At 73.5% G+C, this 24,690-nt stretch carries 22 protein-coding genes and 3 tRNA genes; 7 read left to right on the plus strand and 18 right to left on the minus strand.

Going from position 1 to position 24,690, the window contains the following annotated elements; translation table 11 throughout:
• Positions 1-119 precede the first annotated feature (119 nt).
• A complete protein-coding gene (gene recG, locus HCN08_RS25370; protein ID WP_407648880.1) occupies positions 120-2,390 on the minus strand; it encodes an ATP-dependent DNA helicase RecG in 2,271 nt (756 codons plus the stop codon).
• 63 nt (positions 2,391-2,453) lie between these two features.
• Entirely contained in the window at positions 2,454-4,349 is a 1,896-nt protein-coding gene (locus HCN08_RS25375; protein WP_322974671.1) for a DAK2 domain-containing protein, read from the minus strand.
• 568 nt (positions 4,350-4,917) lie between these two features.
• Here HCN08_RS25375 and rpmB point away from each other — a divergent pair.
• Complete coding sequence (gene rpmB / locus HCN08_RS25380) at positions 4,918-5,103, plus strand: 50S ribosomal protein L28 (RefSeq protein WP_033173090.1); 186 nt, start codon at positions 4,918-4,920, stop codon at positions 5,101-5,103.
• 61 nt (positions 5,104-5,164) lie between these two features.
• Here the strand turns inward: rpmB and thiD are convergent, their stop codons facing one another.
• Both thiD and HCN08_RS25390 read right to left on the minus strand, forming a co-directional pair.
• Entirely contained in the window at positions 5,165-5,986 is an 822-nt protein-coding gene (gene thiD / locus HCN08_RS25385) for a bifunctional hydroxymethylpyrimidine kinase/phosphomethylpyrimidine kinase (protein WP_167985551.1), read from the minus strand.
• Entirely contained in the window at positions 5,983-6,948 is a 966-nt protein-coding gene (locus HCN08_RS25390; RefSeq protein WP_167985552.1) for a thiamine-phosphate kinase, read from the minus strand. Before HCN08_RS25390 ends, thiD begins: the two co-directional genes overlap by 4 nt.
• Before the next feature lie 161 nt (positions 6,949-7,109).
• On the opposite strand from HCN08_RS25390, the gene HCN08_RS25395 reads away from it, so the two are divergent.
• Positions 7,110-7,343, plus strand: coding sequence for an Lrp/AsnC family transcriptional regulator (locus tag HCN08_RS25395; protein ID WP_167985553.1), 234 nt, complete (start codon positions 7,110-7,112; stop codon positions 7,341-7,343).
• Positions 7,344-7,362: 19 nt separating this feature from the next.
• Complete coding sequence (locus HCN08_RS25400; protein ID WP_322974672.1) at positions 7,363-7,848, plus strand: DUF3515 domain-containing protein; 486 nt, start codon at positions 7,363-7,365, stop codon at positions 7,846-7,848.
• 81 nt (positions 7,849-7,929) lie between these two features.
• Here the strand turns inward: HCN08_RS25400 and HCN08_RS25405 are convergent, their stop codons facing one another.
• The 3 genes from HCN08_RS25405 to HCN08_RS25415 are packed head-to-tail and all read right to left on the minus strand — an operon-like array spanning position 7,930 to position 10,847.
• Positions 7,930-9,114: a D-alanine--D-alanine ligase family protein gene (locus HCN08_RS25405; RefSeq protein WP_167985554.1), complete on the minus strand. Its 1,185-nt coding sequence runs from the start codon at positions 9,112-9,114 to the stop codon at positions 7,930-7,932.
• A 12-nt stretch (positions 9,115-9,126) separates the two neighbouring features.
• The gene (locus tag HCN08_RS25410) at positions 9,127-10,074 is read right to left on the minus strand and encodes an NAD(P)H-dependent glycerol-3-phosphate dehydrogenase (RefSeq protein WP_240970443.1); all 948 of its coding nucleotides are present in this window, start codon (positions 10,072-10,074) and stop codon (positions 9,127-9,129) included.
• A 50-nt stretch (positions 10,075-10,124) separates the two neighbouring features.
• On the minus strand, positions 10,125-10,847 hold the full coding sequence (locus HCN08_RS25415; protein WP_167985556.1) for a lysophospholipid acyltransferase family protein: 723 nt from the start codon (positions 10,845-10,847) through the stop codon (positions 10,125-10,127).
• A gap of 113 nt (positions 10,848-10,960) precedes the next feature.
• Here HCN08_RS25415 and cofC point away from each other — a divergent pair, with 113 nt between their 5' ends.
• Both cofC and HCN08_RS25425 read left to right on the plus strand, forming a co-directional pair.
• Positions 10,961-11,602 (plus strand): 2-phospho-L-lactate guanylyltransferase, encoded by a 642-nt coding sequence (gene cofC / locus HCN08_RS25420; protein WP_322974673.1) that lies wholly within the window; start codon positions 10,961-10,963, stop codon positions 11,600-11,602.
• 21 nt (positions 11,603-11,623) lie between these two features.
• Positions 11,624-11,842 carry a hypothetical protein gene (locus tag HCN08_RS25425; RefSeq protein ID WP_167985557.1) on the plus strand — a complete coding sequence of 73 codons (219 nt, stop codon included), beginning with the start codon at positions 11,624-11,626 and terminating at the stop codon, positions 11,840-11,842.
• Between the two features lie 155 nt (positions 11,843-11,997).
• On the opposite strand, the gene HCN08_RS25430 is transcribed toward HCN08_RS25425, so the two are convergent.
• From HCN08_RS25430 to leuC, 4 genes are all read right to left on the minus strand, one after another.
• Positions 11,998-12,603 carry an HU family DNA-binding protein gene (locus tag HCN08_RS25430; protein ID WP_167985558.1) on the minus strand — a complete coding sequence of 202 codons (606 nt, stop codon included), beginning with the start codon at positions 12,601-12,603 and terminating at the stop codon, positions 11,998-12,000.
• Between the two features lie 131 nt (positions 12,604-12,734).
• Complete coding sequence (locus HCN08_RS25435; protein WP_167985559.1) at positions 12,735-12,959, minus strand: SCO5555 family protein; 225 nt, start codon at positions 12,957-12,959, stop codon at positions 12,735-12,737.
• Positions 12,960-13,155: 196 nt separating this feature from the next.
• A complete protein-coding gene (gene leuD, locus HCN08_RS25440) occupies positions 13,156-13,749 on the minus strand; it encodes a 3-isopropylmalate dehydratase small subunit (RefSeq protein ID WP_167985560.1) in 594 nt (197 codons plus the stop codon).
• 5 nt (positions 13,750-13,754) lie between these two features.
• On the minus strand, positions 13,755-15,179 hold the full coding sequence (gene leuC, locus HCN08_RS25445; protein WP_167985561.1) for a 3-isopropylmalate dehydratase large subunit: 1,425 nt from the start codon (positions 15,177-15,179) through the stop codon (positions 13,755-13,757).
• Between the two features lie 146 nt (positions 15,180-15,325).
• Between leuC and ndgR the strand changes: the two genes are divergently transcribed.
• Complete coding sequence (ndgR, locus tag HCN08_RS25450; RefSeq protein WP_033173104.1) at positions 15,326-16,042, plus strand: IclR family transcriptional regulator NdgR; 717 nt, start codon at positions 15,326-15,328, stop codon at positions 16,040-16,042.
• Between the two features lie 163 nt (positions 16,043-16,205).
• Here ndgR and HCN08_RS25455 read toward each other — a convergent pair.
• The 7 genes from HCN08_RS25455 to HCN08_RS25485 form a co-directional block, all read right to left on the minus strand.
• Positions 16,206-16,278, minus strand: a tRNA-Glu gene (locus HCN08_RS25455).
• A gap of 65 nt (positions 16,279-16,343) precedes the next feature.
• A tRNA-Glu gene (locus HCN08_RS25460) sits at positions 16,344-16,416 on the minus strand.
• A gap of 14 nt (positions 16,417-16,430) precedes the next feature.
• A tRNA-Gln gene (locus HCN08_RS25465) sits at positions 16,431-16,502 on the minus strand.
• An 83-nt stretch (positions 16,503-16,585) separates the two neighbouring features.
• Positions 16,586-17,305 carry an HAD family hydrolase gene (locus tag HCN08_RS25470; RefSeq protein WP_167985562.1) on the minus strand — a complete coding sequence of 240 codons (720 nt, stop codon included), beginning with the start codon at positions 17,303-17,305 and terminating at the stop codon, positions 16,586-16,588.
• Positions 17,306-17,314: 9 nt separating this feature from the next.
• Positions 17,315-18,820 carry a glutamate--tRNA ligase gene (gltX, locus tag HCN08_RS25475; RefSeq protein WP_167985563.1) on the minus strand — a complete coding sequence of 502 codons (1,506 nt, stop codon included), beginning with the start codon at positions 18,818-18,820 and terminating at the stop codon, positions 17,315-17,317.
• Positions 18,813-19,616, minus strand: a complete 804-nt coding sequence (locus HCN08_RS25480; protein WP_167985564.1) for a fumarylacetoacetate hydrolase family protein — start codon at positions 19,614-19,616, stop codon at positions 18,813-18,815. The genes gltX and HCN08_RS25480 overlap by 8 nt, the downstream gene beginning before the upstream one ends.
• A gap of 94 nt (positions 19,617-19,710) precedes the next feature.
• The gene (locus tag HCN08_RS25485) at positions 19,711-19,911 is read right to left on the minus strand and encodes a hypothetical protein (RefSeq protein WP_167985565.1); all 201 of its coding nucleotides are present in this window, start codon (positions 19,909-19,911) and stop codon (positions 19,711-19,713) included.
• Positions 19,912-20,492: 581 nt separating this feature from the next.
• Here HCN08_RS25485 and HCN08_RS25490 point away from each other — a divergent pair.
• Positions 20,493-24,683, plus strand: a complete 4,191-nt coding sequence (locus HCN08_RS25490) for a sensor histidine kinase (RefSeq protein ID WP_167985566.1) — start codon at positions 20,493-20,495, stop codon at positions 24,681-24,683.
• The last annotated feature ends 7 nt before the right edge of the window (positions 24,684-24,690 follow it).

The following is a 24,690-nucleotide window of genomic DNA, read 5'->3' on the forward strand; positions in this document are numbered from 1 at the left end:
GCTCACCTTCCGCACCTTAGCCGCTGCCCTCCCGCCTTCCCGGCCGGCCTTCCCGGTCCGCCTTCCCCGTCATGCCCCGTCATGCCCGGTCTGCCCCCGTCATCCCTCGCCGTCCCCCGTCAGCCCTTGTCCAGGTAGCGCTCGCGGTCGGCGTCCAGCAGGCTGTCCAGGGCGCTGCGCAGGTCCGGGTGGGCGGTGAGCTCCGGGTCGGCGGTGACCACGGCGACGGCCTCCTCGCGGGCCTGCTCGATGATGTCGCGGTCGCCGATGACGGTGAGCATCCGCAGGCTGGAGCGGCTGCCGGACTGGGCCTGGCCGAGGACGTCGCCCTCGCGGCGCTGCTGGAGGTCGATCTCGGAGAGCTCGAAGCCGTCCAGGGTGCCGGCGACCGCGTCCAGCCGGCCGCGCGCGGGGCTCGCCTCGGGCGCCTCGGACACCAGCAGGCACAGGCCGGGGGCGGAGCCGCGGCCGACCCGGCCGCGCAGCTGGTGCAGCTGCGAGACGCCGAAGCGGTCGGCGTCCATGATGACCATGGCGGTGGCGTTGGGCACGTTGACGCCGACCTCGATGACGGTGGTGGCGACCAGGACGTCCACCTCGCCGGCGGCGAAGCGGCGCATGACGTCGTCCTTGGCGTCGGGCGCCATCCTGCCGTGCAGCACCTCCACGCGCAGGCCGTGCAGCGGCCCGGCGGCGAGCTGCTCGGCGACGTCCACGACCGCGAGCGGCGGGCGGCGCTCGGCGTCGTCGGCCGGCGCCGCCTCCTTGGCGCCGCTCTTCGCAACATTCCTGGCGCCGCCCTTCGCGCCGGTCTTGCCGTCCTTCCCGTCCTTGCCGTCCTCGTCGTCGCCGATGCGCGGGCAGACCACGTACGCCTGGTGGCCGCCCTCGGCCTCCTCGCGCACCCGCTCCCACGCGCGGCTGAGGAAGTGCGGCTTCTCGGCGGCGGGCACGACATGGGTGGCGATCGGCGAGCGGCCGGCGGGCAGCTGGTCCAGCACGGAGGTGTTGAGGTCGCCGAAGACGGTCATGGCGACGGTGCGCGGGATCGGGGTGGCGGTCATCACCAGCAGGTGCGGCGGCTTGGGGGCCTTGGCGCGCAGCGCGTCGCGCTGCTCCACGCCGAAGCGGTGCTGCTCGTCGACCACGACCAGGCCCAGGTCGTGGAATTTGACCTTGTCCTCGATCAGCGCGTGCGTGCCGACGACGATGCCGGCCTCGCCCGTCACCAGGTCCAGCAGCGCCTGGCGGCGGGCGGCGGTGCCCATGGAGCCGGTCAGCAGCACGACCTTGGTGCCGACGTCGGAGCCGCCGAGCATGCTCGCCGACTCCGCGAGATCGCCCAGCATCTCGGTGATGGAGCGGTGGTGCTGCTGGGCCAGCACCTCGGTGGGGGCGAGCATCGCGGCCTGCCCGCCGGCGTCGACCACGCCGAGCATGGCGCGCAGCGCGACCAGCGTCTTGCCCGAGCCGACCTCGCCCTGGAGGAGGCGGTGCATGGGGTGGTCGGTGGCCAGGTCGGCGAAGATCTCCGCGGAGACCGCTTCCTGGCCCCGGGTGAGCGTGAAGGGCAGCCGGGCGTCGAAGGCGGTGAGCAGCCCGTCGTCGGTGGGGCGGCGCGGCACGGCGGGCAGCGCGGACTCCGCGGCCCGGCGGCGGGCCAGCGCGACCTGGAGCACGAACGCCTCGTCCCAGCGCAGCCGGTCGCGGGCGGCGCCGATGTCGGCCTTCGTCCGCGGCCGGTGCACCTTCTCCAGCGCCTCCGGGAGCGGGGCCAGGCCCCGGGCGGTGCGCAGCTGCTCGGGCAGCGGTTCGCCGACGCCGGCCCAGCCGGTCGCGGCCAGCGAGTTGAGCGCGGTCTCGACGGCCTGGGCGATCTTCCAGGAGGTGATCTGCTTGCACGCCGGGTAGAGCGGGATGAGCCGGCCCGCGAAGGCGTCGACGGCCTCCTTGGCCTGCTCGCCGTCGTCGGCGTCCAGCAGCTGGTAGTCGGGGTGGGCGAGCTGGCGGGTGCGGTTGAAGACCGAGACCTTGCCGGAGAACATGCCGCGCCGGCCCGGGATGAGGCGGTGGGCGTGCGCGTGGGCGGCCTTGCTGAAAAAGACCAGGGTGAGCGAGCCGCTGCCGTCGGTGACGACGACCTCAAGACGTACGCCGGAGCCGCCGCCGTACGTCCGCTTGTCCGCCTTGGCGATCTGCGCGACCACCGTCACGTACTCGTCGACGGGCAGGTCGGCCAGCCGGGTCAGCTCGCCGCGCTCGGCGTACCGGCGCGGGTAGTGGTGCAGCAGGTCGCCGGTGGTGTGCAGGTCGAGATGCTCGCCGAGCACTTTGGCGGTGCGGTCGCCGACGAGCTTGCGGAGCGGTTCGTCCAACGGGTTGCCAGTCATCGCTCCCATCTTGGCGCACACCGCCGACAACCGGGGTGCGCCGCTCCCCCACCGCCCGCGGGGCTACTCCACGCCGATGAGCAGCGGGCAGGTCGCCTGGCCGCCCTCGTAGATGACGGTGTCCACCGCGAGGTGGGTGTCGCGCACATGCGCCTCCAGCAGGTCGGCCAGGCCCGGCGGGGCGGTCGCGCCGAGCACCAGGGTGACCATCTCGCCGCCGGCGGCGAGCATCCGGTCCAGCACCTCGACGGCGGCGCCGGCGACGTCGGAGCCGATCAGGGCGACGTCGCCGTCGATGAGGCCGAGGACGTCCCCGGCCTGGCAGACGCCGGCCATCGTCCACGACTCGTGCTCGGCGACGGCGAGTTCGGCGTAGCGGGTGGCGCCGGCGGCGGAGGTCATGGCGACGACGTCCTCGTCGAAGCTGCGCCGCGGCTCGTGCACGGCGAGCGCGGCGATGCCCTGGACGACGGAGCGGGTCGGGATGAGGGAGACGCGGACGCCCTCGGCGCGGGCCTGCTCGGCGGCGGCGCCGGCGGCCGGGCGCAGGTCGCTGTCGTTGGGCAGCACGACGACCTCGCGGGCGCCGGTACGGCGGACCGCCGCGGCGATCTCGGCGCTCGCGGGCGGCTCGCCCGCGCGGACGGCGACGACCGTGGCGCCGGCCTGCTCGCACAGCGCCGCCATGCCGTCGCCGCGGACGAGCGCGACGACCGCCCGGCCCTGCCGGCCGGTGGCGGGGCCGGCGCCGTCGGGGCGGCCGGTCCGGCCGGCGGGCCCGGCGCCGGCCTGGGCGCCGAAGTGGGTGACCCGGATGCGGTGCGGGCGGCCCGCCTCGATGCCCGCCTCGATGGCGGCGCCGACGTCGTCGACGTGCACATGGACGTTCCACAGGCCGTCGCCGCCGACGACGACCAGGGAGTCGCCGAGCCCGTCCAGCCGGGTGCGCAGGGCGGTGACGGCGTCGGCGGGGGCGTCGAGCAGGTAGAGCACCTCGAAGGCGGGGCCGCCGTCGGCTGCGCCGGCGTCCGGGCAGCCGTGCGGGGCCGCGCCGGGCGCGAGGACTTCGGCGCGCTCGCCGGGGCCGCCGGCCGCCGGGTCGTGGGGGTGCTGGCGGGGGACGGTGCCGGGCTCGCCGCCCGCGGGGGCGTGGGCGGGCGCCGGGCGGGTCAGGGTGGCGGTGGGCGCCGCCGGGGGCGCGGTGGGGCCCGGCGGGGTGCCGCCCGCCGGGTCGGGGGCCGCGGTGGGGCGGGCGGTACGGGGCGGGAGGTCGCCGTGGTGCGGGGCCTCGCCGGTGACGGCCGCGACGAGGGCGGCGAGCACCGCGACCAGGCCGAGGCCGCCGGCGTCCACGACCCCGGCGGCCCGCAGCACGCCGAGCTGGTCGGGCGTCGCCGTGAGGGCGGTACGGGCGCCGTCGTGGGCGGCGCGCACGACGGCGGCGAGGCGGTCGGCCTCCGGGCGGGGCGGAGCCGCCTGCGCGGCTGCTTCGGCCGCGGAGGCCGCTGCCGCGGCGACGGTGAGCATCGTGCCCTCGGTGGGGCGGGCGACGGCCTCGTACGCGGAGTCCGCGGCGGTGCGCAGGGCGCGGCACATGTCCGCTGCCGCGGGGGGGTCGGCGCTGCTTGCGCTTCGGCGGAGGGAATCGTTCATGCCGCGCAGCAGCTGGGCCAGGATCGTGCCGGAGTTGCCGCGGGCGCCGATGAGGGCGCCGTGCGCCATGGCGCGGAAGGCTTCGGTGAGGGTGGGGGCGGGGGCGGCCGGGGCCGCCGGGTCCCCGTAGAGGGCTTCCACCGCCTGGGCGGCGGACTCCATGGTGAGGTAGAGGTTCGTGCCGGTGTCGCCGTCGGCGACGGGGTAGACGTTGATCGCGTCGATGTCCTCGCGGGCACGGCCCAGGGCGGCGAGGGCGAGCCGGCACCAGGTGCGCACCGTGGGTGCGTCGAGCGAGGGCGGCACGGAATCCTCCTGGCGGGGGTGGGTGGGCGTTTCTGAGCGTAGTCGCCCGCGAGGTGGGGGGTGGGGCCCCACGTGCGTGGGGGGGCCGTCGTCGCGGGACCTTCCGTCCGCTTCAGCCCTCCGGGCTGCCCCGTACTGCTGTCGCGGGAACTTCTGTCTGTTTCGGCTGGGCGCGCAGTTCCCCGCGCCCCTCCCCGGCGGAACGCCTCGTACTGTCGTCGCGGGACCTTCCGTCCGCTTCAGCCCTCCGGGCTGCCCCGTACTGCTGTCGCGGGAACTTCCGTCCGCTTCAGCTGGGCGCGCAGTTCCCCGCGCCCCTCCCCGGCGGAACGCCTCGTACTGTCGTCGCGGGACCTTCCGTCCGCTGTGGCTTGTCGCTCCGTCCTCCCCCAGCGCTTCGCGTGGGGGTACCCCCACGCGCCCCTGGGGCTGGCGCTCCGGCGGAAGGGGCAAGGCTCGGGGCGTGGTAATTTCGTGGGTGTCGGGGCGGCGTTGTATGCTGCTTCGGTTGCCTGGGGGGCTCCCGGGCATTTCCTCGTAAATGCATCTGAAGTCTTTGGAGTGTCCCGTGGCTGCCAACTGCGACGTCTGCGGCAAGGGGCCGGGCTTCGGCAACAGCATTTCCCACTCGCACCGCCGTACCCCGCGCCGTTGGAACCCCAACATCCAGCGGGTGCGCGCGGTTGTGGGGAAGACGCCGAAGCGGCTCAACGTCTGCACCTCGTGCATCAAGGCCGGCAAGGTCTCTCGCTAGCGAGCGGCCCCGGCACTGCGCAAGCCGGCTCACCTGTGGTGAGCCGGCTTTTTGCGTGCCCTCAGGCGCGGGAGCGCCAGGCGTGGTCGACCGGGCCGGTGCCGGTGCCGAGGGGGAAGCCCGCGGCGATCGCGCCGGTGACGTAGGTCTTCGCCGCGGCGGCTGCCTCGGGGACGGGGCGGCCGAGGGCGAGGTGGGTGGCCAGGGCGGTGGCGAGGGTGCAGCCGGTGCCGTGGGTGTGCGGGTTGGGGTGGCGCGGGGCGCGCAGCCAGTGCTCGGTGCGGCCGTCGGTGAGCAGGTCGGGGCAGTCGGTGCCGGGCCGGGCGGCGGGGAGGTGGCCGCCCTTGACGAGCACCCAGCGGGGGCCGAGCGCCAGGACGGCGTCGGCGGCGGTCCGCATGCCGGCCTCGTCGGTGACGACGACGCCGGTGAGCCGGGTGACCTCGTCGAGGTTGGGGGTGACGACGGTCGCGAGCGGCAGCAGCCGGCTGCGTACGACCTCGGTGGCGTCCTCGTGCAGCAGGGTGTCGCCGCGCTTGGAGGCGCCGACCGGGTCGACGACGAGCGGGGCGGCGAGGCCGGTGAGCAGGTCGGCGACGGTCGCGGCGGTGCGCGCGGAGCCGAGCATGCCGGTCTTGACGGCCTGGACGCCGATGTCGCCGGCGACGGCGCGGAATTGCGCGCGTACCGCTTCCGGGGGAAGTTCCCAGGTGCCGTGGACGCCGTGCGAGTCCTGCGCGGTGACGGCGGTGACGACGCTCATGCCGTGCGCGCCGAGCGCGAGCGCCGTCTTGAGGTCGGCCTGGATGCCGGCCCCGCCGCCGGAGTCGGACCCGGCGACGGTGAGCACCCGGGCGGGGGTACGGGCCGGGGCCCGGCTCATGTGTCGGCGCCGAAGTGGTCCCAGCCGCCCGCCTTCTCCCAGGGCGCCCCGTCGACGGTGACCTGCGGGACGCGGCCGGCCGGGGAGCCGACCGAGCCGATGACGCGCCAGCGCGCGGGCAGCTTCACGTCCGGCGGGAAGGTGGCGACGATGGCGTGGTCCTCGCCGCCGGTGAGCACCCAGTGCAGCGGGTCGACGCCGACGGCCTGGCCGATGTCGGTCATCTGGGCGGGGATGTCTATGGCCGCCGAGCGCAGGTCGATGTCCGTGCCGCTGGCGGCGGCGATGTGGCCGAGGTCGGCGACCAGGCCGTCGCTGACGTCGGTCATGGCGGTGGCGCCGAGTTCCGCGGCGGCGGGTCCCGCGTGGTAGGGCGGCTCGGGGCGGCGGTGGGCCTCGACGAAGGCGCGCGGGGAGCGGAAGCCGCGGGAGAGCACGGCCAGGCCCGCCGCGGACCAGCCGAGCCAGCCGGTGACGGCGACGACATCGCCCGCACGTGCCCCCGATCGGGTGACGGCGGCGCGGTTGCGCAGGTCGCCCAGCGCGGTGACGGCGACGGTGATGGTGTCGCCGCGGACGACGTCCCCGCCGACGACGGCGGCGCCGGCGACCTGGCACTCGTCGCGGATGCCGTCCATGAGCTCGACCGGCCAGGTGGCGGGCAGTTCGACGGGGACGACCAGGCCCAGCAGCACGGCGGTGGGGACGGCGCCCATGGCGGCGATGTCCGCGAGGTTCTGCGCCGCGGCCTTGCGGCCGACGTCGTAGGCGGTGGACCAGTCGCGGCGGAAGTGCCGGCCCTCGATGAGGATGTCGGTGGTGGCGACCACCCGCCGGTCGGGCGCGGCCACCACGGCCGCGTCGTCGCCGGGCCCGATCTTCACGGCCGGGGTGGAGGTGAGGCGTGAGGTGAGTTCTCTGATGAGCCCGAACTCCCCCAGTTCGCCCACGGTCCCCTTCATGTCTTCCGTCCCCTCTGGTCGCGGCGTCCAGCCGGCTCGCTTGCGTGTTTCGGCGTCAATACGGGGGGCAGGTACCGCGCGGGTCTCCCCGCTGGTCGCGACGACGCGATAACGTGGCGTCCCCCTTCCCACATGATCCTCGTAGCCGCCCTGGAGGTTCCGTGGTACAGGCTTACATCCTGATCCAGACCGAGGTCGGCAAGGCCTCGGCAGTAGCGGAGGTGATCTCCAAACTCGACGGCGTCATCCAGGCAGAGGATGTCACCGGCCCGTACGACGTGATCGTCAGGGCCCAGGCGGACACGGTCGACGAGCTCGGCCGGATGGTGGTGGCCAAGGTCCAGCAGGTGGACGGCATCACCCGTACGCTCACCTGCCCGGTGGTCCATATCTAGCCCCCGATATGCTCGGCCGGTGGCATGGTTTCACCGGATCGTCCTGATCAACGTGTCCGCCGTCGCGTGCCTTGCAGCGGCGGCGGCCTACGGTTTCGCCGTGTCCGGCAGCGGTGATGACGACACCGTGGCCGTACCGGTTCCTGACCCGGTCGCCGCCGGGTACTGCCGGGCGCTGCACGACGCGCTGCCGCAGGAGGTCGACGGCCTCCCCCGGCATGATCTCAAGCCGGCCTCCGACCTGACGGCCGGGTGGGGAAGTCCGTCGATCAAGCTGCGCTGCGGGGTGCCGCGTCCGGAGATCGACAACGACGACGACGCGGACGGCATCGGCGTCGACGGGGTCAGCTGGTCGGTCGAGGAGGGCCCCGGCGGCGGGCTGCTGCTGACCACGACGCTGCGCTCGGTGTACGTCGAGGTGACGCTGCCCAAGCAGTACGCCGCGGGTCTCACCGCGCTGTCCGACCTCGCCGGGCCGGTGAAGCGCACGATCCCCGACCTGTAGGCCGGCGCCGTGGCGCAACGGCCGGACCCGGTACGGCCGCGGGGGCGCGTACCGGGTCGGGACGGGCACAGCAGGGACGTTTCAGCGCAGCCCGGTGGAGCGGCGCAGCGCGGCCTGGATGAGCCGGTCGACGAGTTCGGGGTAGCCGACGCCGCTCTCCTGCCACATGCGCGGGTACATCGAGATGGGCGTGAAGCCCGGCATGGTGTTGATCTCGTTGATGACGAACTCGCCGCTGTCGAGCAGGAAGAAGTCCGCCCGCACCAGGCCCTCGCAGGAGGCGGCCTCGAAAGCGGCGACGGCGAGCCGCTGGACCTCGGCGGTCTGCTCGGGGGTGAGCGGGGCCGGCACGATGCCCTCGGCGGAGTCGATGTACTTCGCCTCGAAGTCGTAGAAGGCGTGCGCGGTGACCGGCGGGATCTCGGCGGGCAGCGAGGCGCGCGGCCCGTCCTCGAACTCCAGCACCCCGCACTCGATCTCCCGGCCGCGCAGCAGCGCCTCCACGACGACCTTCGGGTCGTGCCGGCGGGCCTCGGCGATCGCGGCGTCCAGCCCTTCGGGCCCTTCGACCTTGCTGATGCCGAAGGAGGAGCCGCCGCGGGCGGGCTTGACGAACAGCGGCCAGCCGTGGGTCGCGGCGAAGGCCAGGACGCGGTCGCGCGCCGCGCCCCGGTCGCGGTCCCAGTCGCGCGGGCGGATCACCGTGTAGGGGCCGACGGCGAGGCCGAAGGAGGTGAAGACCCGCTTCATGTACTCCTTGTCCATGCCGATGGCCGACGCCAGCACGCCGGCGCCGACATACGGCACGCCGGACAGCTCCAGCAGGCCCTGGAGGGTGCCGTCCTCGCCGTAGGGGCCGTGCAGCAGCGGGAAGACGACATCGACCTCGCCGAGCGCCTTGGGGACCGCGCCGGCCTCGGTGTAGACGACCTCGCGGTTGCCGGGGTCCACCGGCAGCACGACGGCGCCCTCGTGGTCGGCGACCTGCTCGACGGTGGGCATCTTCCGGTCGGCGATGCCCATCCGCTCGGGTTCGTCGGCGGTCAGCGCCCAGCGGCCCTCGGCGGTGATGCCGATGGGCAGGACGTCGTACTTGTCGCGGTCGATGGCGCGCAGCAGGCTGGCCGCGGTCACCACCGAGACGCCGTGTTCCGAGCTGCGTCCGCCGAAGACGACGGCGACGCGCGGTTTGCGGGTGTACCCCGACGGGGAGGGGCGGCCGGGTTCGGCGCCTCCCGGGCTGGGGGGTGAAGGCAGGTGGGTCATGTCGCGTCGACCTTACCTTTCGGGCTTCGCGGACCGTGACATCAATTCCCGCACGGCCACGACCGGCGGTTTTCCGTTGTGAACGATATCGACCACGGTCTCGGTGATCGGCATGTCCACGCCGTGGCGGCGGGCGAGTTCCGCCACCGACTCACAGGATTTGACGCCCTCGGCGGTCTGCCGGGTGACCGCGATGGTCTCGGCCAGGCTCATGCCGCGGCCGAGGTTGGTGCCGAAGGTGTGGTTGCGCGACAGCGGCGAGGAGCAGGTGGCGACTAGGTCGCCCATGCCGGCCAGGCCGGCGAAGGTGTACGCGTCGGCGCCCATGGCAAGGCCCAGCCGGGTGGTCTCGGCGAGGCCGCGGGTGATCAGCGACGCCTTGGTGTTGTCGCCCAGGCCCATGCCGTCGGCGATGCCCACGGCCAGGCCGATGACGTTCTTGACGGCGCCGCCCAGTTCGCAGCCGACGACGTCGGTGTTGGTGTACGGCCGGAAGTAGGCGGTGTGGCAGGCGGCCTGGATACGGCGGGCCACGGCGTCGTCCCGGCAGGCCACGACGGAGGCGGCGGGCTGCCGTTCGGCGATCTCCGGGGCGAGGTTGGGGCCGGAGAGCACCGCGACGCGTTCGGGCCCGGCCTTGGCGACCTCCTCGATGACCTCGGTCATCCGCTTGGCGGTGCCGAGTTCGACGCCTTTCATGAGGCTGACCAGCACCGCGTCGGGGCGCAGCAGCGGCGCCCACGCGGCGAGGTTGCCGCGCAGCGTCTGCGAGGGCACGGTGAGGAAGACCAGTTCCGCGTCGTGGGCGGCCTCGGCCGGGTCGGCGGTCGCGGTGACGGCGGCGGGCAGTTCGAGCGCGGGGTGGTAGTCGGGGTTGCGGCGGCCGGTGTTGATGGCGTCGACGACCTCGGGCCTGCGGCCCCACAGCGACACCTGGCAGCCGGCGTCGGCCAGCACCATCGCGAAGGCGGTGCCCCACGAGCCCGTGCCGTAGACCGCGCAGCGCGCCGTCACTTGGCCTCCCGTGCCGCGCGCGGGTCGTACAGCCCGTCGGGGGCGGGCTCGCCGCGCAGTTCGGCGAGGAGTGCGGTGACCGCGCGCATGACGGTCTCGGTGACCTCGCGCAGCAGCTCGGCGGTGGGCTCCTGGCCGTAGTAGGCGCTCAGGTCCACCGGCGGTCCGGCGAGCACCCGCAGCGTCTTGCGCGGGAAGAGGCGTACCCGCTTGGTCTTGGCGTACGGCGGCACGGCCTCGTTGGCGCCCCACTGGGCGACCGGGATGACGGGAGCCTTGGTGAGCAGCGCGACGCGGGCGATACCGGTCTTGGAGACCATCGGCCACAGGTCGGGGTCGCGGGTGAGGGTGCCCTCGGGGTAGAAGGCGACGCATTCGCCGGCGTGGATGGCGGCGACGGCGGCGCGGAAGGCGTTGGCGGCGTCGGTGGTGTCCCGGAAGACCGGGATCTGGCCGGTGCCGCGCAGCATCGTGCCGACGACGGCCGGCTTGAACAGCGCGGCTTTGGCCAGGAAGCGCGGTACCCGGCCGGTGTTGTACTGGTAATGCGCGTACGACAGCGGGTCGAGGTACGAGTTGTGGTTCACCGCGGTGATGAATCCGCCCTCGGCCGGAATGTGCTCCATTCCGCGCCAATCCCGCTTGAACAGCACAATGAGCGGCGGTTTCACGAGGACTGCCGCCAGGCGGTACCAGAAACCGATTCTGCGGCCAGACACCCGGACTCCTCTTCGTTGCGTTGGCGCTGCCGCTCAGCATCGCGGCTACCAGAGACTAACGCCAGGTCTCCGGCCGCAGGGGGGCACCTCTGCCACTCGGTGACAATGGTCCGGTGGATGTGACGCGTAGGTGGTCGCTGGTCGTGCCGCTCAAGCCGCTCGCGGTGGCCAAGAGCCGGTTGGCGCGGGCGGCCGGTGCGGTGCGCCCGGCGCTGGCGCTGGCTTTCGTGCTCGACACGGTGGCCGGGGCGCTGGAATGCGCGGGCGTGGCGGATGTCACGGTGGTGACCGACGACCCGGTGGCGGGCGCGGAAGTGGCGGCGCTGGGCGCGCTGGTGGTGGCCGACGTACCGGCGGCGGGGCTGAACGCGGCGCTGCGGTACGGGGCGGAGCGGGTACGGCTGCGGTCGGCGGGGGCGGCGGTCGGGGCGCTGAACGGCGATCTGCCGGCCTTGCGGCCCGCGGAGCTCACCGCGGTGCTGCTTGAGGCCGCGCGGCTGCCGGGGCGGGCTTTCCTGGCCGATGCGGCCGGCGTGGGGACAACGTTGCTCACCGCGTCGCCGGGTGTGCCGCTCTCCCCCGGCTTCGGCGGTGCCTCCCGGGCCCGGCACCTGGCGTCGGGGGCGCGGGAGATCACGCTGCCGGACGTGGAGTCGGTCCGCCGGGACGTGGACACCGGCGCGGACCTGGAGGAGGCCCGGGCGCTGGGCGTGGGCCCGCGCACCGCGCGGCTGCTGCCGACGTGTACGGCCTAGGCCACCCCCTAAGGTGGGCGTATGCAAGCCACCGCGTTCACCTTTGACCCGGGCACCCGTGCGGGCAGCGTGCTGCTGGACGACGGGACGCCGGTGCCGTTCGACGCCGCGGCCTTCGACGCGGGGGGCCTGCGGCTGCTGCGGGCCGGCCAGCGGGTGCGGATCCGCACCGAGGGCGAGGGCGCCGCGCGCCGGGTGGTGTTCGTGACGCTGCAGACGTATCCGGACCCGGGCGCGTAACACGCGTAGCAGCCGGTGACAGCCGGTAGGAGCCGGGACACAGCAGGACGGCACAGCAGCACAGAACAGCACGGCATGGCGCGGGCCGGGTCACCCTCGGGGTGCCCGGCCCGGTGCGGTGGTGCGGTGGGAGCGGGGTCGTGCGGTGCGGCGGCCTACCTGGCGGCGGTGCGCCGGGGCGAGGTCTTGCGGGCCGAGGCCTTCTTGCCCGGGGTCTTCTTGGCGGTCGCCTTCTTGGCCGGGGCCTTCTTGGCGGTGGTCTTCTTCGCGGCGGCCTTCTTCGGCGTCGCCTTCTTCGCCGTGGTGGACTTCGAGGCGGTCTTCTTGGCGGCCGTGGTCTTCTTCGCCGCGGTCTTCTTGGCGGTGGTGGCCTTCTTGGCGGCGGCCTTCTTCGTGGCGGTCCGCGCGGTGGTGGACGCGCCGCCGCCGGTCAGGCTGCCCTTGGGGGCCTTCTTGACCGACACCTCGCCGGTGCGCGGCAGCTTCTTCGTCCCGCTGACCAGGTCCTTGAAGCCCTGGCCGGCCCGGAAGCGCGGCACGGAGGTCTTCTTGACCCGGACCCGCTCCCCGGTCTGGGGGTTGCGAGCGTAGCGGGCCGGCCGTTCGACCTTCTCGAACGAGCCAAAGCCGGTGACCGACACCCGGTCGCCGGCCACCACCGCGCGGACGATCGCGTCGAGAACCGCGTCAACCGCGTCCGCGGCGGACTGCCGGCCGCCTACCTTGTCGGCAATCGCTTCTACGAGCTGCGCCTTGTTCACGTCTTCCCCTTCGGAAACTTGCCCGGCGAATGAGTGCGGGCCTTTTCGCACGCTAGGCGGATATATACCGCAAATCAAATACGAAACGGGCGAATCACCCTTGTGCCGCAACAAGATCGGGCGTTACGTGATCAGCGATCGGGGATTTGGAGGGCGTCCAACTCGGCGGTCAGGACGTCCAGACGCCGGGCGGCGTCGGCCAGGTCGTGCTTGGCGGCGGCGGTCACGGCGAGCAGCCTGCGGGTGAGCTCCCGCCTGGTCTCATCAGGGACTTCGGGATTGGCGACCCGGGTGTGCGCCTGCTTCAGACGCGCGGCGAGAACCCCGTAGAGCTGGAGTTGGCCGTCGGGTTCCATGCGTCGATTGTGCCATCTGCGGCGAGTTGTCGGCCATGACAGGGCCAACCGGGTGCTCCGGGGCTCCCGGACCGGTCCTTCGGCCGAGCGCGCCGGGGGCGCGTGGGCACGCGAAAGCGCCCCCCGCGCATGTCGCGGAGGGCGCCTGGGCCGTACGGGAAGCGCCGTACGGCGGGAGGTTCGGGCCGGGGTGCGGTCAGACCCGGACGGTGCTGGGCTTGAACGACGGCCGGCGGGCCTCGTAAGCGGCGATGTCCGCCTCGTTGGCCAGCGTCAGGCTGATGTCGTCGAGCCCTTCCAGCAGCCGCCAGCGGGCGTTGTCGTCCAGCTCGAACGGCGCGGTGACGCCCTCGGCGCGCACCTCGCGGTCGACCAGGTCGACGGTGATCTCGGCGGCCGGGTCGGCCTCGGTCAGCTTCCACAGCTGCTCGATGGTCTCCTGCGGCAGCACCACCGTGAGCAGGCCGTTCTTCAGCGAGTTGCCGCGGAAGATGTCGGCGAAGCGGGACGAGAGCACGGTCTTGAAGCCGTAGTTCTGCAGCGCCCACACGGCGTGCTCGCGCGAGGAGCCGGTGCCGAAGTCGGGCCCGGCGACCAGCACGGTCGCGCCCTGCCGCTCGGGGGCGTTGAGCACGAACTCCGGGTCCTTGCGCCAGGCCTCGAACAGCCCGTCCTCGAAGCCGTTGCGGGTGACCTTCTTCAGCCAGTGCGCCGGGATGATCTGGTCGGTGTCGACGTTGCCGCGGCGCAGCGGCACGGCCCGGCCGGTGTGGGTGGTGAATGCTTCCATGGGGCTCAGACCTCCGTCAGGACGGGCGCGTCGGACAGGTCGGCGGGCGAGGCCAGCCGGCCCACCACCGCGGTCGCCGCGGCGACCTGCGGGGAGACCAGGTGGGTACGGCCGCCCTTGCCCTGCCGTCCTTCGAAGTTGCGGTTGGACGTGGACGCGCTGCGCTCGCCGGGCGCGAGTTGGTCGGGGTTCATGCCCAGGCACATCGAGCAGCCCGCGTGCCGCCACTCGGCGCCGGCCGCGGTGAAGACCTTGTCCAGCCCCTCCTCGACGGCCTGCAGCGCGACCCTTACCGAGCCCGGCACAACCAGCATGCGGACGCCGTCGGCCACCTTGCGGCCCTCGACGACCGAGGCCGCGGCCCGCAGGTCCTCGATCCGGCCGTTGGTGCAGGAGCCGACGAAGACGGTGTCCACCGCGACCTCGCGCAGCGGCTGCCCGGCGCTCAGGCCCATGTACTCCAGCGCCTTCTGCGCCGACAGCCGGTCGCCGGGGTCGGCGAAGGACGCCGGGTCCGGGACCGACGCGCTCAGCGGCGCGCCCTGGCCGGGGTTGGTGCCCCACGTCACGAACGGCGACAGGGTGGCGGCGTCGATGCGGACCTCGTGGTCGAAGACCGCGTCGTCGTCGGTGCGCAGCGTCTTCCAGTACGCCACCGCCGCGTCCCAGTCCTCGCCGGCGGGGGCGTGCACCCGGCCCTTGAGGTAGTCGAAGGTGGTCTGGTCGGGGGCGATCATGCCGGCCCGCGCGCCCGCCTCGATCGACATGTTGCACACGGTCATCCGGGACTCCATCGACAGCTTCTCGATGGCCGAGCCGCGGTACTCGATGACGTAGCCCTGGCCGCCGCCGGTGCCGATCTGGGCGATCACGGCGAGGATCAGGTCCTTGGCGGTGACGCCCTCGGGCAGTTCGCCGTCGACGGTGACCGCCATCGTCCTGAACGGCGCCAGCGGCAGCGTCTGGGTGGCCAGCACATGCTCGACCTGCGAGGTGCCGATACCGAACGCCAGCGCGCCGAACGCGCCGTGGGTGGAGGTGTGGCTGTCGCCGCACACCACGGTGGTGCCGGGCTGCGTCAGGCCCAGCTGCGGGCCGACGACGTGCACCACGCCCTGCTCGACGTCACCGAGCGGGTGCAGCCGCACGCCGAACTCCGCGCAGTTCTTGCGCAGCGTCTCCAGCTGGGTGCGCGAGACCGGGTCGGCGATGGGCTTGTCGATGTCGAGGGTGGGGGTGTTGTGGTCCTCGGTGGCGATGGTGAGGTCGGTGCGGCGCACCTGCCGGCCGTTCATCCGCAGCCCGTCGAACGCCTGCGGGCTGGTCACCTCGTGGAGCAGGTGGAGATCGATGAAGAGCAGATCGGGCTCGCCTTCGGCGCGGCGGACGACATGGTCGTCCCAGACTTTTTCCGCGAGTGTCCTACCCATCGCTGTCCTCCCGGCCCGCGAGGCATCGTCGCCCCCGGCCAACTCGGTGTGTTTTCCGCGCCCTGTGGTGCGCTGTGTGTCCAGCCTGACGGCTTCCGGGAAAAATTGAACTTGCGTTTCACAGTGTGAGACGCGAATATCGTTGCATGGACAACTCTAGCGGCGTCGGCGTTCTCGACAAGGCGGCTCTGGTGCTGAGCGCACTGGAGTCAGGACCGGCCACCCTGGCCGGCCTTGTCGGCGCCACGGGCCTCGCCCGCCCCACCGCGCACCGGCTGGCGGTCGCGCTCGAACACCATCGCATGGTGGCCCGCGACATGCAGGGCCGCTTCATCCTGGGCCCCCGGCTGTCCGAGCTGGCCGCCGCCGCGGGCGAGGACCGGCTGCTCGCGACGGCCGGACCGGTGCTCACCCACCTCCGGGACGTGACCGGCGAGAGCGCCCAGCTCTACCGCCGGCAGGGCGACATGCGCATCTGCGTGGCCGCGGCCGAGCGGCTGTCCGGACTGCGGGACACCGTGCCGGTCGGCTCCACGCTGCCGATGAAGGCCGGCTCCGCGGCGCAGGTGCTGATGGCCTGGGAGGAGCCGGAGCGGCTGCACCGCGGGCTCCAGGGGGCGCGTTTCACGGCCACGGCGCTGTCCGGGGTGCGGCGGCGCGGCTGGTCGCAGTCGATCGGTGAGCGCGAGCCGGGCGTGGCGTCGGTCTCGGCGCCGGTGCGCGGGCCGTCGAACCGGGTGGTGGCCGCGGTGTCGGTGTCCGGGCCGATCGAGCGGCTGACCCGGCACCCGGGCCGTATGCACGCCCAGGCCGTGGTGGACGCCGCCGCCCGGCTCAGCGAGGCGCTGCGCCGCTCCGGCTGATCTCTTACGTCCACGGGTACGCCCCGGTCCGCGCCGACGTCGCCGCGGGCCGGAGCGTCCGTACGAGACGGGGCAGGGGCGAGCTTACGAGACGGGCCCGGGAAACACCGGAGCCCGCCGCGGCTGGCGCGACGGGCTCGGTTTCGCAGGCTCTGCGAATGCGTACCCCCGACCGGATTCGAACCGGCGCTACTGCCTTGAGAGGGCAGCGTGCTAGGCCGCTACACAACGGGGGCAGGCCTGGCGATCCTCACATCATCACGACCGGGAGCGACCCGGAGGGGACGGAATAAAGGATCAGTACCCCCGACCGGATTCGAACCGGCGCTACTGCCTTGAGAGGGCAGCGTGCTAGGCCGCTACACAACGGGGGCTCGCATGAGACGCGCTGGGGTACCAGGACTCGAACCTAGAATAGCTGAACCAGAATCAGCCGTGTTGCCAATTACACCATACCCCACCGGAACGCAACCCCTGGGGGTCTTGTTCGGCTTGCGCTCCCGGCCGGGCCTTTCGGCCCTCTCGGGCGGCGCAGGAAGAACATTACCCGATCAGGGACACCGCTCCAAAACGAGTATCGGGGCGCAGCATCGGGGCCAGCTCGGCGAGCCCGGTGATGCGGGTGAGGTCGGGGCGGTCGCCGGTTCCGCGGCGGTCCAGCCAGATGCCCAGCAGCCCCGCCTCGGTCGCCCCGCGGGCATCGATGTCCGGCTCGTTGCCGACGTACGCGACCTCGTGCGGCGGCAGCCCCAGGGCGTCGCAGGCGGCGTGGAAGGCCGCGGCCTCGGGCTTGGAGACGCCGAGCTCGGCGGCGCACAGCAGCACCTCGAAGCGGTCCCGCACGCCGAGGGCGCGCAGCTTGCGGTCCTGGTGCTCGAAGGCGGAGTTGGACAGCACCGCGTGCCGGTAGCCGGCGGCCAGGCCGTCCAGGGCGGGCACGGCGTCCGGGAAGAGCGCCCAGGCGGCCTCGTAGTGCCGCCGGTGGCGCTCGAACCACTCCTCGGCCTCGGTGTCGGACAGCGGGCGGCCGAGGAAGTCCCGTACCCGGTCCCAGTGCCGGCCGGGGAAGTCGGTCTCACCGGCGGCGAGGCGCTGCCAGTGCCGTACGGTCAGGTCCCGCCAGCGGTCGAGGGCCTGCTCGACGCCGTCGTAGGCGTCGGGCAGGCCCTCGTGTGCCAGGTGGTGCCGCATTCCGGTGCGTTCCGCGCCGTCGTAGTCGAAGAGTGTGTCGTCGATGTCCCACAGCACCGCGCGGATCGCCATGGAGGCAATCTAACCCGCGAGCCTGGCCAGGGCACGGTCGATCCGGGCCAGTGAGCGCTCGCGGCCGAGCACCTGGAGCGACTCGAAGAGCGGCAGGCCCACCGTGCGCCCGGTGACGGCGACCCGCACCGGCGCCTGCGCCTTGCCGAGCTTGAGGCCGTGCGCCTCGCCGGCGGCCAGCACGGCCTCCTTGAGCGCCTCCGGGCTCGACCAGTCGGCGCCGGCCAGCTTCTCGCGGGCGGTGGCCAGCAGCGCGTCCGCGCCCTCCTTCATCGCCTTGGCCCACGACGGCTCGTCGTCGGCGGGCTCGGGCAGGAAGAGGAAGTCGACGTTCGCGGTGATGTCGGACAGCACCGTCAGCCGGGTCTGCGCGTAGGGCGCGATGGCCTGCCAGGCGGACTCGTCGAAGTCCTCCGGCGCCCAGGGCGCGTGCGGGGCGCGCAGCCACGGCCGGCACGCCTCGGCGAAGTCGGCGGGCGCCAGCAGCCGGATGTGGTCGGCGTTGATCGCCTCGGCCTTCTTCAGGTCGAAGCGCGCCGGGTTGGCGTTGACGTCGCCGATGTCGAACTTCGCGACCATCTCGGCGGGCGTGAAGACGTCCTTGTCGGCGGAGAAGGACCAGCCCAGCAGTGAGAGGTAGTTCAGCAGCCCGTCGGGCAGGAAGCCGCGCTCGCGGTAGAGGTTGAGCGAGGACTCCGGGTCGCGCTTGGAGAGCTTCTTGTTGCCCTCGCCCATGACGTACGGCAGGTGCCCGAAGCCCGGGATCTGCTTGGCCACGCCCAGCTCGATCAGGGCCTCGTAGAGGGCGATCTGCCGCGGGGTGGAGGACAGCAGGTCCTCGCCGCGCAGTACGTGGGTGATGCCCATCAGGGCGTCGTCGACCGGGTTGACCAGGGTGTAGAGCGGCGCCCCGGTGGCGCGGACGATGCCGTAGTCCGGGACGTTCTCCGGGGCGAAGGTCAGCTCGCCGCGCACCAGGTCGGTGAAGGTGATGGTCTTGTCCGGCATGCGGAAGCGCACGATCGGGGTGCGGCCCTCGGCGACGTACCGCGCCGTCTGCTCGGGCGTGAGGTCGCGGCAGTGGCCGTCATAGCCGGAGGGGCGGCCGGCGGCGCGGGCGGCGTCCCGGCGGGCCTCCAGCTCCTCGGCCGAGCAGTAGCAGTCGTACGCGTGGCCGGCCTCCTTCAGCCGCCGGGCGACGTCGGCGTAGACGTCCATGCGCTGCGACTGCCGGTAGGGCGCGTGCGGGCCGCCGACCTCGGGGCCCTCGTCCCAGTCCAGGCCCAGCCAGCGCAGCGAGTCCAGCAGCGCGACGTAGGACTCCTCGGAGTCGCGCGCGGCGTCGGTGTCCTCGATGCGCAGCACCAGGGTGCCCTGGTGGTGGCGGGCGAAGGCCCAGTTGAACAGGGCGGTGCGGACCAGGCCGACATGCGGGTTGCCGGTCGGCGAGGGGCAGAAGCGGACGCGGACGTCGGAGCCTGCCGGGGAGTCGGGGGAAGTGGGGGCGCTAGCCACGCGAGATCACCTTGTTGGTGAGAGTGCCGATGCCTTCGATGGTGACGGCGACCTCGTCGCCGGGGTGCAGCGGGCCGACCCCGGCGGGGGTGCCGGTGAGGATGACGTCGCCGGGCAGCAGCGTCATCGCCTCGGTGATCGAGACGACGAGGTCCTCGATGGGGTGGATCATCTGCCCGGTGCGGCCGGCCTGCCGCAGTTCGCCGTTGACCGTCGCGGTGATCGCGAGGTCCGCGGCGGCGTCGAGGCCGATACCGGTCTCGATCCAGGGGCCGAGCGGGCAGGAGGAGTCGAAGCCCTTGGCCCGGGCCCACTGCTTCTCGGTCTGCTGGGTGTCGCGGGCGGTGACGTCGTTGGCGCAGGTGTAGCCGAGGACGACGTCCTTGACGCGCTCGCGCGGCACCTCGCGGCACAGCCGGCCGATGACGACCGCGAGTTCCGCCTCGTGGTGGACCTCGCGGGAGAACGAGGGGTAGACGATGCTGTCGCCGGGGCCGATCACCGAGGTGGAGGGCTTGAAGAAGGCCCAGGGCGCGGCCGGCACCTCGTTGCCGAGCTCGGCTGCGTGGGCCGCGTAGTTGCGGCCGATCGCGACGACCTTGCTCGGCAGCACCGGCGGCAGCAGCCTGACCTTGTCCAGCGGCACCTTCGTCCCCGAGAGCTCGAAGTCAGCGAAGGGGACGCCCTTGATGATGTCGACGACGAGGCCGTCCGTCCCTCCCGGGCCGGAGGCCGGGTCGCCCTTGACCGCGCCGAAGGCGACGTTGCCGTCGATGGAGAACCTGGCGATGCGCATGGCCTCAGCTTAGTGGCCCGGCACCCCTGCGCCCGTCGGGGCGTCGCCGCAGGTCAGGGAACTGGAGAAAGCGAAAGGGAGGTGAGAAGGGAGGTCAGGCGGTGGGGCGCGTCGGCAGTTCGGTGAGCACCGTGCGCCGCGGGTTGGCGGTGGTCGCCGGCAGCGGGCGGGGCGCCTCGGCCTCGGCGGCCCGCTCGACGGGCACGACACCGAGCTCGGAGGCGTCCTTCAGATGGGCAAGAGTGGTACGCCGCGGGTTGGCGGTCTTCCGACGGGACATCAGGGTGGTCTTCACGGCCGACTTGACCTCGCGGGCTCGGGGCCCGTCGACGCGGGCCGCGGTTGACAGAAGTACGACTCTTGTCAAGCACAACGTTAGCCGCGCCAATTCCCCGTACCGAGCGGGCCAGACATCTGACGGCCTGTGATTTTGCTCACGACGCGAGCGGGAAATCCGGCATTACGGGCGCTTCCTCGGCGTACCGGAATCGGACATGCGGCGCCGACCGCCATGAAACACCCGGTCGCGGAGTGTCGGCGACATCGCGCACCGCTCATGGACACATGACCCCAAGGTCCGCGATGTCCGGGTTTCCCAAGATCCAATGTCAACGCACCGTGTGCCGCCGTGAACGCTCAGTCACGGAATCCAACAGGTCGGCTACGGGCCTTGTTGGGAGATCCGGCACTGTGCTGGAATTCCCCGGACCGCCGCATCACATCGAGCCGGCGCGCAGGGGGCGCGTACGAGCACCGAGCGGCGGTGACGGGCCTGCACGGACTCCTCGCAAACCGGGGTGCCCGGGGCCCCCATGACTCGACACCGTCCCTATCGCCTCACCGCGGGGGACGCCTGGTCCAGAGGTTGCGACGCTAGTGCAGGGACGTTTCAAGAGGGACAGCGGCGCGGCGGGTGACCCGGAGCAGCAGCCCGGCGGGACCGGCAACGGCCCCGCGCAGGCGGCGGGCGACTCCGGGGGTGCCACGCCGGGCACCGCTGCGGCCACCGGACGGACGAGCACGCCCAGCGGGATCGAGGCAGGCCGGATCACCGGCCTGGACGGCAAACCGGGCTCGCGAATAGCCATGCGCAACTGGCGGATCAGCACCCGCCTGGTGTCGCTGCTGGCTCTGCCGGTGGTCACCGCCGCCGGCCTCGGCGGTCTGCGTATCCACAACTCGCTGCAGAACATCAACCAGCTGCAGCGGCTGAACTCGCTGACCGACATCGCCGAGCACGCCACCGACCTCGCCGACGCGCTCGCCGAGGAGCGCGACAGCTCCGCGGGACCGCTGTCGTCCAACCACCCGACCGACGCGGTGTCCGCGTCGCGGGCGGCCACCGACCGCGAGTACAAGCTGTACCGCGAGGCGAGCGACAACATCTCGTCGAACGACTCGCTCTTCAGCGGCATCCGCTCCAGCCTCATCACGATCGACACCCAGCTGACCGCGCTCAGCCAGATGCGCAGCAGCGCGTACAGCACGGACTCCTCGATCGCGCAGACCGTCTCGTCCTACGACAGCCTCATCCAGTCCCTGCTGGGCCTGTCGGTCGACATGGCGCAGGCCACCCAGAACCCGGACATGGTGACCAGCACCCGTGCCCTGGCGGCGTTCTCGTCCGCCAAGGAGTACGAGTCGATCCAGCGCGCGGTCATCAGCGCCGCCCTGGGCAAGGGCCTGGACCCCAAGACCCACCTGCCCTACATGGAGCCCGGCGACTACCAGTCGGTGAAGTCGGCCGCGGCGCAGGAGGACGTCAACCTCGCCAAGTTCTCCACCCTCTACGGCTCCCGCAGCGCCGAGCTGCTCAAGCCGATCGAGGGCGGCAACAGCACGATCACCGCGCACGACACGATGCGCGAGCGGATCGCCCAGGACCCCACGGGCATCTCGAACCTGACCGGCGTGTCGTACCTGGACTGGGACGACGCCGCCAAGGCCAAGATCGACGCGATGAACCGCATCGAGCGCTCGCTGCTCGACGAACTGCGGCAGAAGTCGCTGGAGCTGCAGGACCAGGCCAAGCAGGACGCGCTGATCTCCGGTGCGATCATCCTGCTGGTGCTCGGTGTCGCCGTCGTCGGCGCCTTCGTCGTCGCCCGCTCCATGATCCGCTCGCTGCGCCGGCTGCAGCAGACCGCCCAGGACGTCGCCCAGAAGCGGCTGCCGGAGCTGGTCAAGCAGCTGTCGGACGCCGACCCGCAGGACGTCGACACCTCCGTCGAGTCGATCGGCATCAACAGCCGTGACGAGATCGGCCAGGTGGCCCGCGCCTTCGACGAGGTCCACAGCGAGGCGGTGCGGCTCGCCGCCGAGCAGGCCCTGCTGCGGGGCAACGTCAACGCGATGTTCACCAACCTCTCCCGCCGCAGCCAGGGCCTCATCCAGCGCCAGCTGTCGCTGATCTCCGAACTGGAGTCCCGCGAGGCCGACCCGGACCAGCTGTCCTCGCTGTTCAAGCTCGACCACCTCGCGACCCGTATGCGCCGCAACGGTGAGAACCTGCTGGTCCTCGCCGGTGAGGAGCCGGGCCGCCGGTGGACCCGGCCGGTCCCGCTGGTCGACGTGCTGCGCGCCGCGGCCTCCGAGGTGGAGCAGTACGAGCGGATCGAACTGACGTCGGTACCGTCGGCCGAGGTCACCGGCCGCGTCGTCAACGACCTCGTCCACCTGCTCGCCGAGCTGCTGGAGAACGCCACGTCGTTCTCCTCCCCGCAGACCAAGGTGCGGGTCACCGGTCACGCCCTGCCCGACGGGCGGGTGCTGATCGAGATCCACGACACCGGCATCGGCCTGTCCCCCGAGGACCTGGCCGACATCAACGAGCGCCTGGCGAACCCGCCGACCGTGGACGTGTCGGTCTCCCGCCGCATGGGCCTGTTCGTGGTCGGCCGGCTGTCCCTGCGGCACGGCATCCGCATCCAGCTGCGCCCCTCGGACTCCGGCGGTACGACCGCGCTGGTCATGCTGCCGGTCGACGTGACGCAGGGCGGCGCGGCCAAGGGCAACGCGATGGCCGGCGGGCAGCGCGCCGGCGCGGCCCCCGCGGCGGCGGGCGCCGGCGGCCAGGGCGCTGCCGCGGGCGGCCAGGCCGGCGGCGGCAACGGCATCGCCAACGCCTTCGGCAACTCCCCGCAGGTCGCCAGGACCCCGCAGCGCGGCCAGGTCGCCGGCGGCGGCCAGCGCCCGGCCCTGGGCGCCGGCGCCGGCCGGCCCGGGGGCCCGCAGCAGCCTGGTAACCCGCAGCAGCAGCCCGGGACGCCGCGCTGGGCGGCGCAGGAGGGACCGCAGGGCCAGGGCGGCTTCCCGGCCGACGACCGCGGCCTGCAGGACACCCCGCGCGGCCACGAGGACGTCGAGGCGGCACCCTCCTTCGACCCGGCGGGCCCCATGCCGGACAGCGCGGCCCGCGCGGACTTCCGGCAGGGCGGCGCGGACGACCCGTACGGCGCAGGCCAGGGCGGCAGCCGCGGCGGCCAGTTCCCGGCCCCGCAGCCGCAGAACACCGGCCCGAACGGCTTCCGCTCCGACGTCTTCGGCGGCCGTCCCGGCCCCCGGCAGCAGGGCGGCGGCGAAACGAGCCAGTTCCCGGCGCAGGGCGGCCCCGGCGACACCGCGCAGTTCCCGGCGGTGCCCGCGGCCCGCGACGACTTCGGGCAGGACCCCTTCCCGCGCGAGGACACCGGGCAGTTCCCGGCCCGCCGCGGCGGAGGCGACGGCGGCCAGGACTTCGGCCAGGGCCCGCGCACCCCGCAGGAGACGTACGGCACCGGGCAGTTCCCGGCGCAGGGCGGTCCGGGCGGCCCCGGTGACACCGGCCAGTTCGCCCGCCCCGGGCGCGACCGCGCCGAGTCCACCGGCCAGTTCCGGCTGCCCGGCGGCCCCGGCGACACGGGCCGCTTCCCGGTCCCGAACGGGCAGAACGGCCCGGGCGGCCCCGGCGAGACCGGCCAGTTCCCCGCGCAGGGCGGCCCGGGCCAGTTCCCGGCGCAGGGCGGTCCCGGCGGCCCCGGTGACACCGGCCAGTTCCCGCTCCAGGGCGGGCCCGGCGACACCGCGCAGTTCCCGCAGGTGCGCGCCGAGGGGCAGTACGACGCCGGCACCGGGCAGTTCCCGGTCCCGCCGCCGGTGGGCGGCAACCGCCCGCCGCAGCAGGGCCAGGGCGGTCCGGGCGACACCGCGCAGTTCCCGCAGGTGCGCGCGGACGGGCCGTACGACGGCAGTACCGGGCAGTTCCCGGTGCCCCCGGCCGTCGGCCGCTCGCAGGGCGCGCCGCAGCAGCCGTACGACACCGGCCGGCCGCAGATGCCGGCCCGGGACGGCGCCGAACTCGGCGACGGCGGGCAGCAGCGGATGGGCGGGCAGCCCGGCGCCGGGCCCGAGGGCGGGCAGCGCGGGCTGTTCCAGCCGCGTCCCGGCCAGCCGCAGCGGCCCGAGCCGCCGGCCGAGCCGATGGCGCTGCCGCCGGCCCCGACCCGCGGCGACGAGCCCACGCCGATCTTCTCGGCGATCGAGTCGGACTGGTTCCGCACCGGCCAGGCCGAGCGGATGCAGCAGATCCACGTCGAGCAGGGCGGTCGCGGCCAGCAGGCCCCGCCGCCCCGCCCGGTGGGCCGTACCGGCCCCGGTCAGCAGCAGCCCGCGCAGCAGCGGCCCCGTACCGAACGCCCGGCCGCCGCGGCACCGCAGCGGTCCGCCGCGCCGCAGGGCGCGCAGGGCGGCCAGGCGCAGGCGGGCCCGGTGGCGCAGCCGCTCCCCCGCGAGACGCCGAACTGGCGGTCCTCGCCCAACGACGCGCTGCGCCAGCGCGCCGAGGCGGTCCGCGAGCCGGCGGCGGGCGGGGCGACCCCCTCGGGCCTGCCGCGCCGCATCCCGCGGGCGAACCTCGTCGCGGGCGGCGCCGCGCCGTCGCAGCCGCAGGCAGGCGGCCCTCAGGTGTCCCGCGCTCCGGACGACGTCCGCGGCCGGCTGACCAATCTCCGCCGGGGTATCCAGCAGGGCCGGCAGGCCGGTGGCACCACCGACGGCCGTGGTTTCGGTACGAATCATCAGGAGCGTTAGTTGAGTG

Origin of the sequence: Actinacidiphila epipremni (assembly GCF_012034175.1) — a bacterium.
Classification (GTDB): domain Bacteria; phylum Actinomycetota; class Actinomycetes; order Streptomycetales; family Streptomycetaceae; genus Actinacidiphila; species Actinacidiphila epipremni.

Bases quoted from the DNA above. Each gene is read 5' to 3' on its own strand.
- recG (WP_407648880.1), bottom strand. From the start codon at position 2,390: ATGACTGGCAACCCGTTGGACGAACCGCTCCGCAAGCTCGTCGGCGAC.
- thiD (WP_167985551.1), bottom strand. From the start codon at position 5,986: ATGAGCCGGGCCCCGGCCCGTACCCCCGCCCGGGTGCTCACCGTCGCC.
- HCN08_RS25390 (WP_167985552.1), bottom strand. From the start codon at position 6,948: ATGAAGGGGACCGTGGGCGAACTGGGGGAGTTCGGGCTCATCAGAGAA.
- HCN08_RS25405 (WP_167985554.1), bottom strand. From the start codon at position 9,114: ATGACCCACCTGCCTTCACCCCCCAGCCCGGGAGGCGCCGAACCCGGC.
- HCN08_RS25410 (WP_240970443.1), bottom strand. From the start codon at position 10,074: ATGGTGCTGGCCGACGCCGGCTGCCAGGTGTCGCTGTGGGGCCGCAGG.
- HCN08_RS25425 (WP_167985557.1), top strand. From the start codon at position 11,624: ATGCAAGCCACCGCGTTCACCTTTGACCCGGGCACCCGTGCGGGCAGC.
- HCN08_RS25435 (WP_167985559.1), bottom strand. From the start codon at position 12,959: ATGGAACCCGACGGCCAACTCCAGCTCTACGGGGTTCTCGCCGCGCGT.
- leuD (WP_167985560.1), bottom strand. From the start codon at position 13,749: ATGGAAGCATTCACCACCCACACCGGCCGGGCCGTGCCGCTGCGCCGC.
- leuC (WP_167985561.1), bottom strand. From the start codon at position 15,179: ATGGGTAGGACACTCGCGGAAAAAGTCTGGGACGACCATGTCGTCCGC.
- ndgR (WP_033173104.1), top strand. From the start codon at position 15,326: ATGGACAACTCTAGCGGCGTCGGCGTTCTCGACAAGGCGGCTCTGGTG.
- HCN08_RS25470 (WP_167985562.1), bottom strand. From the start codon at position 17,305: ATGGCGATCCGCGCGGTGCTGTGGGACATCGACGACACACTCTTCGAC.
- HCN08_RS25480 (WP_167985564.1), bottom strand. From the start codon at position 19,616: ATGCGCATCGCCAGGTTCTCCATCGACGGCAACGTCGCCTTCGGCGCG.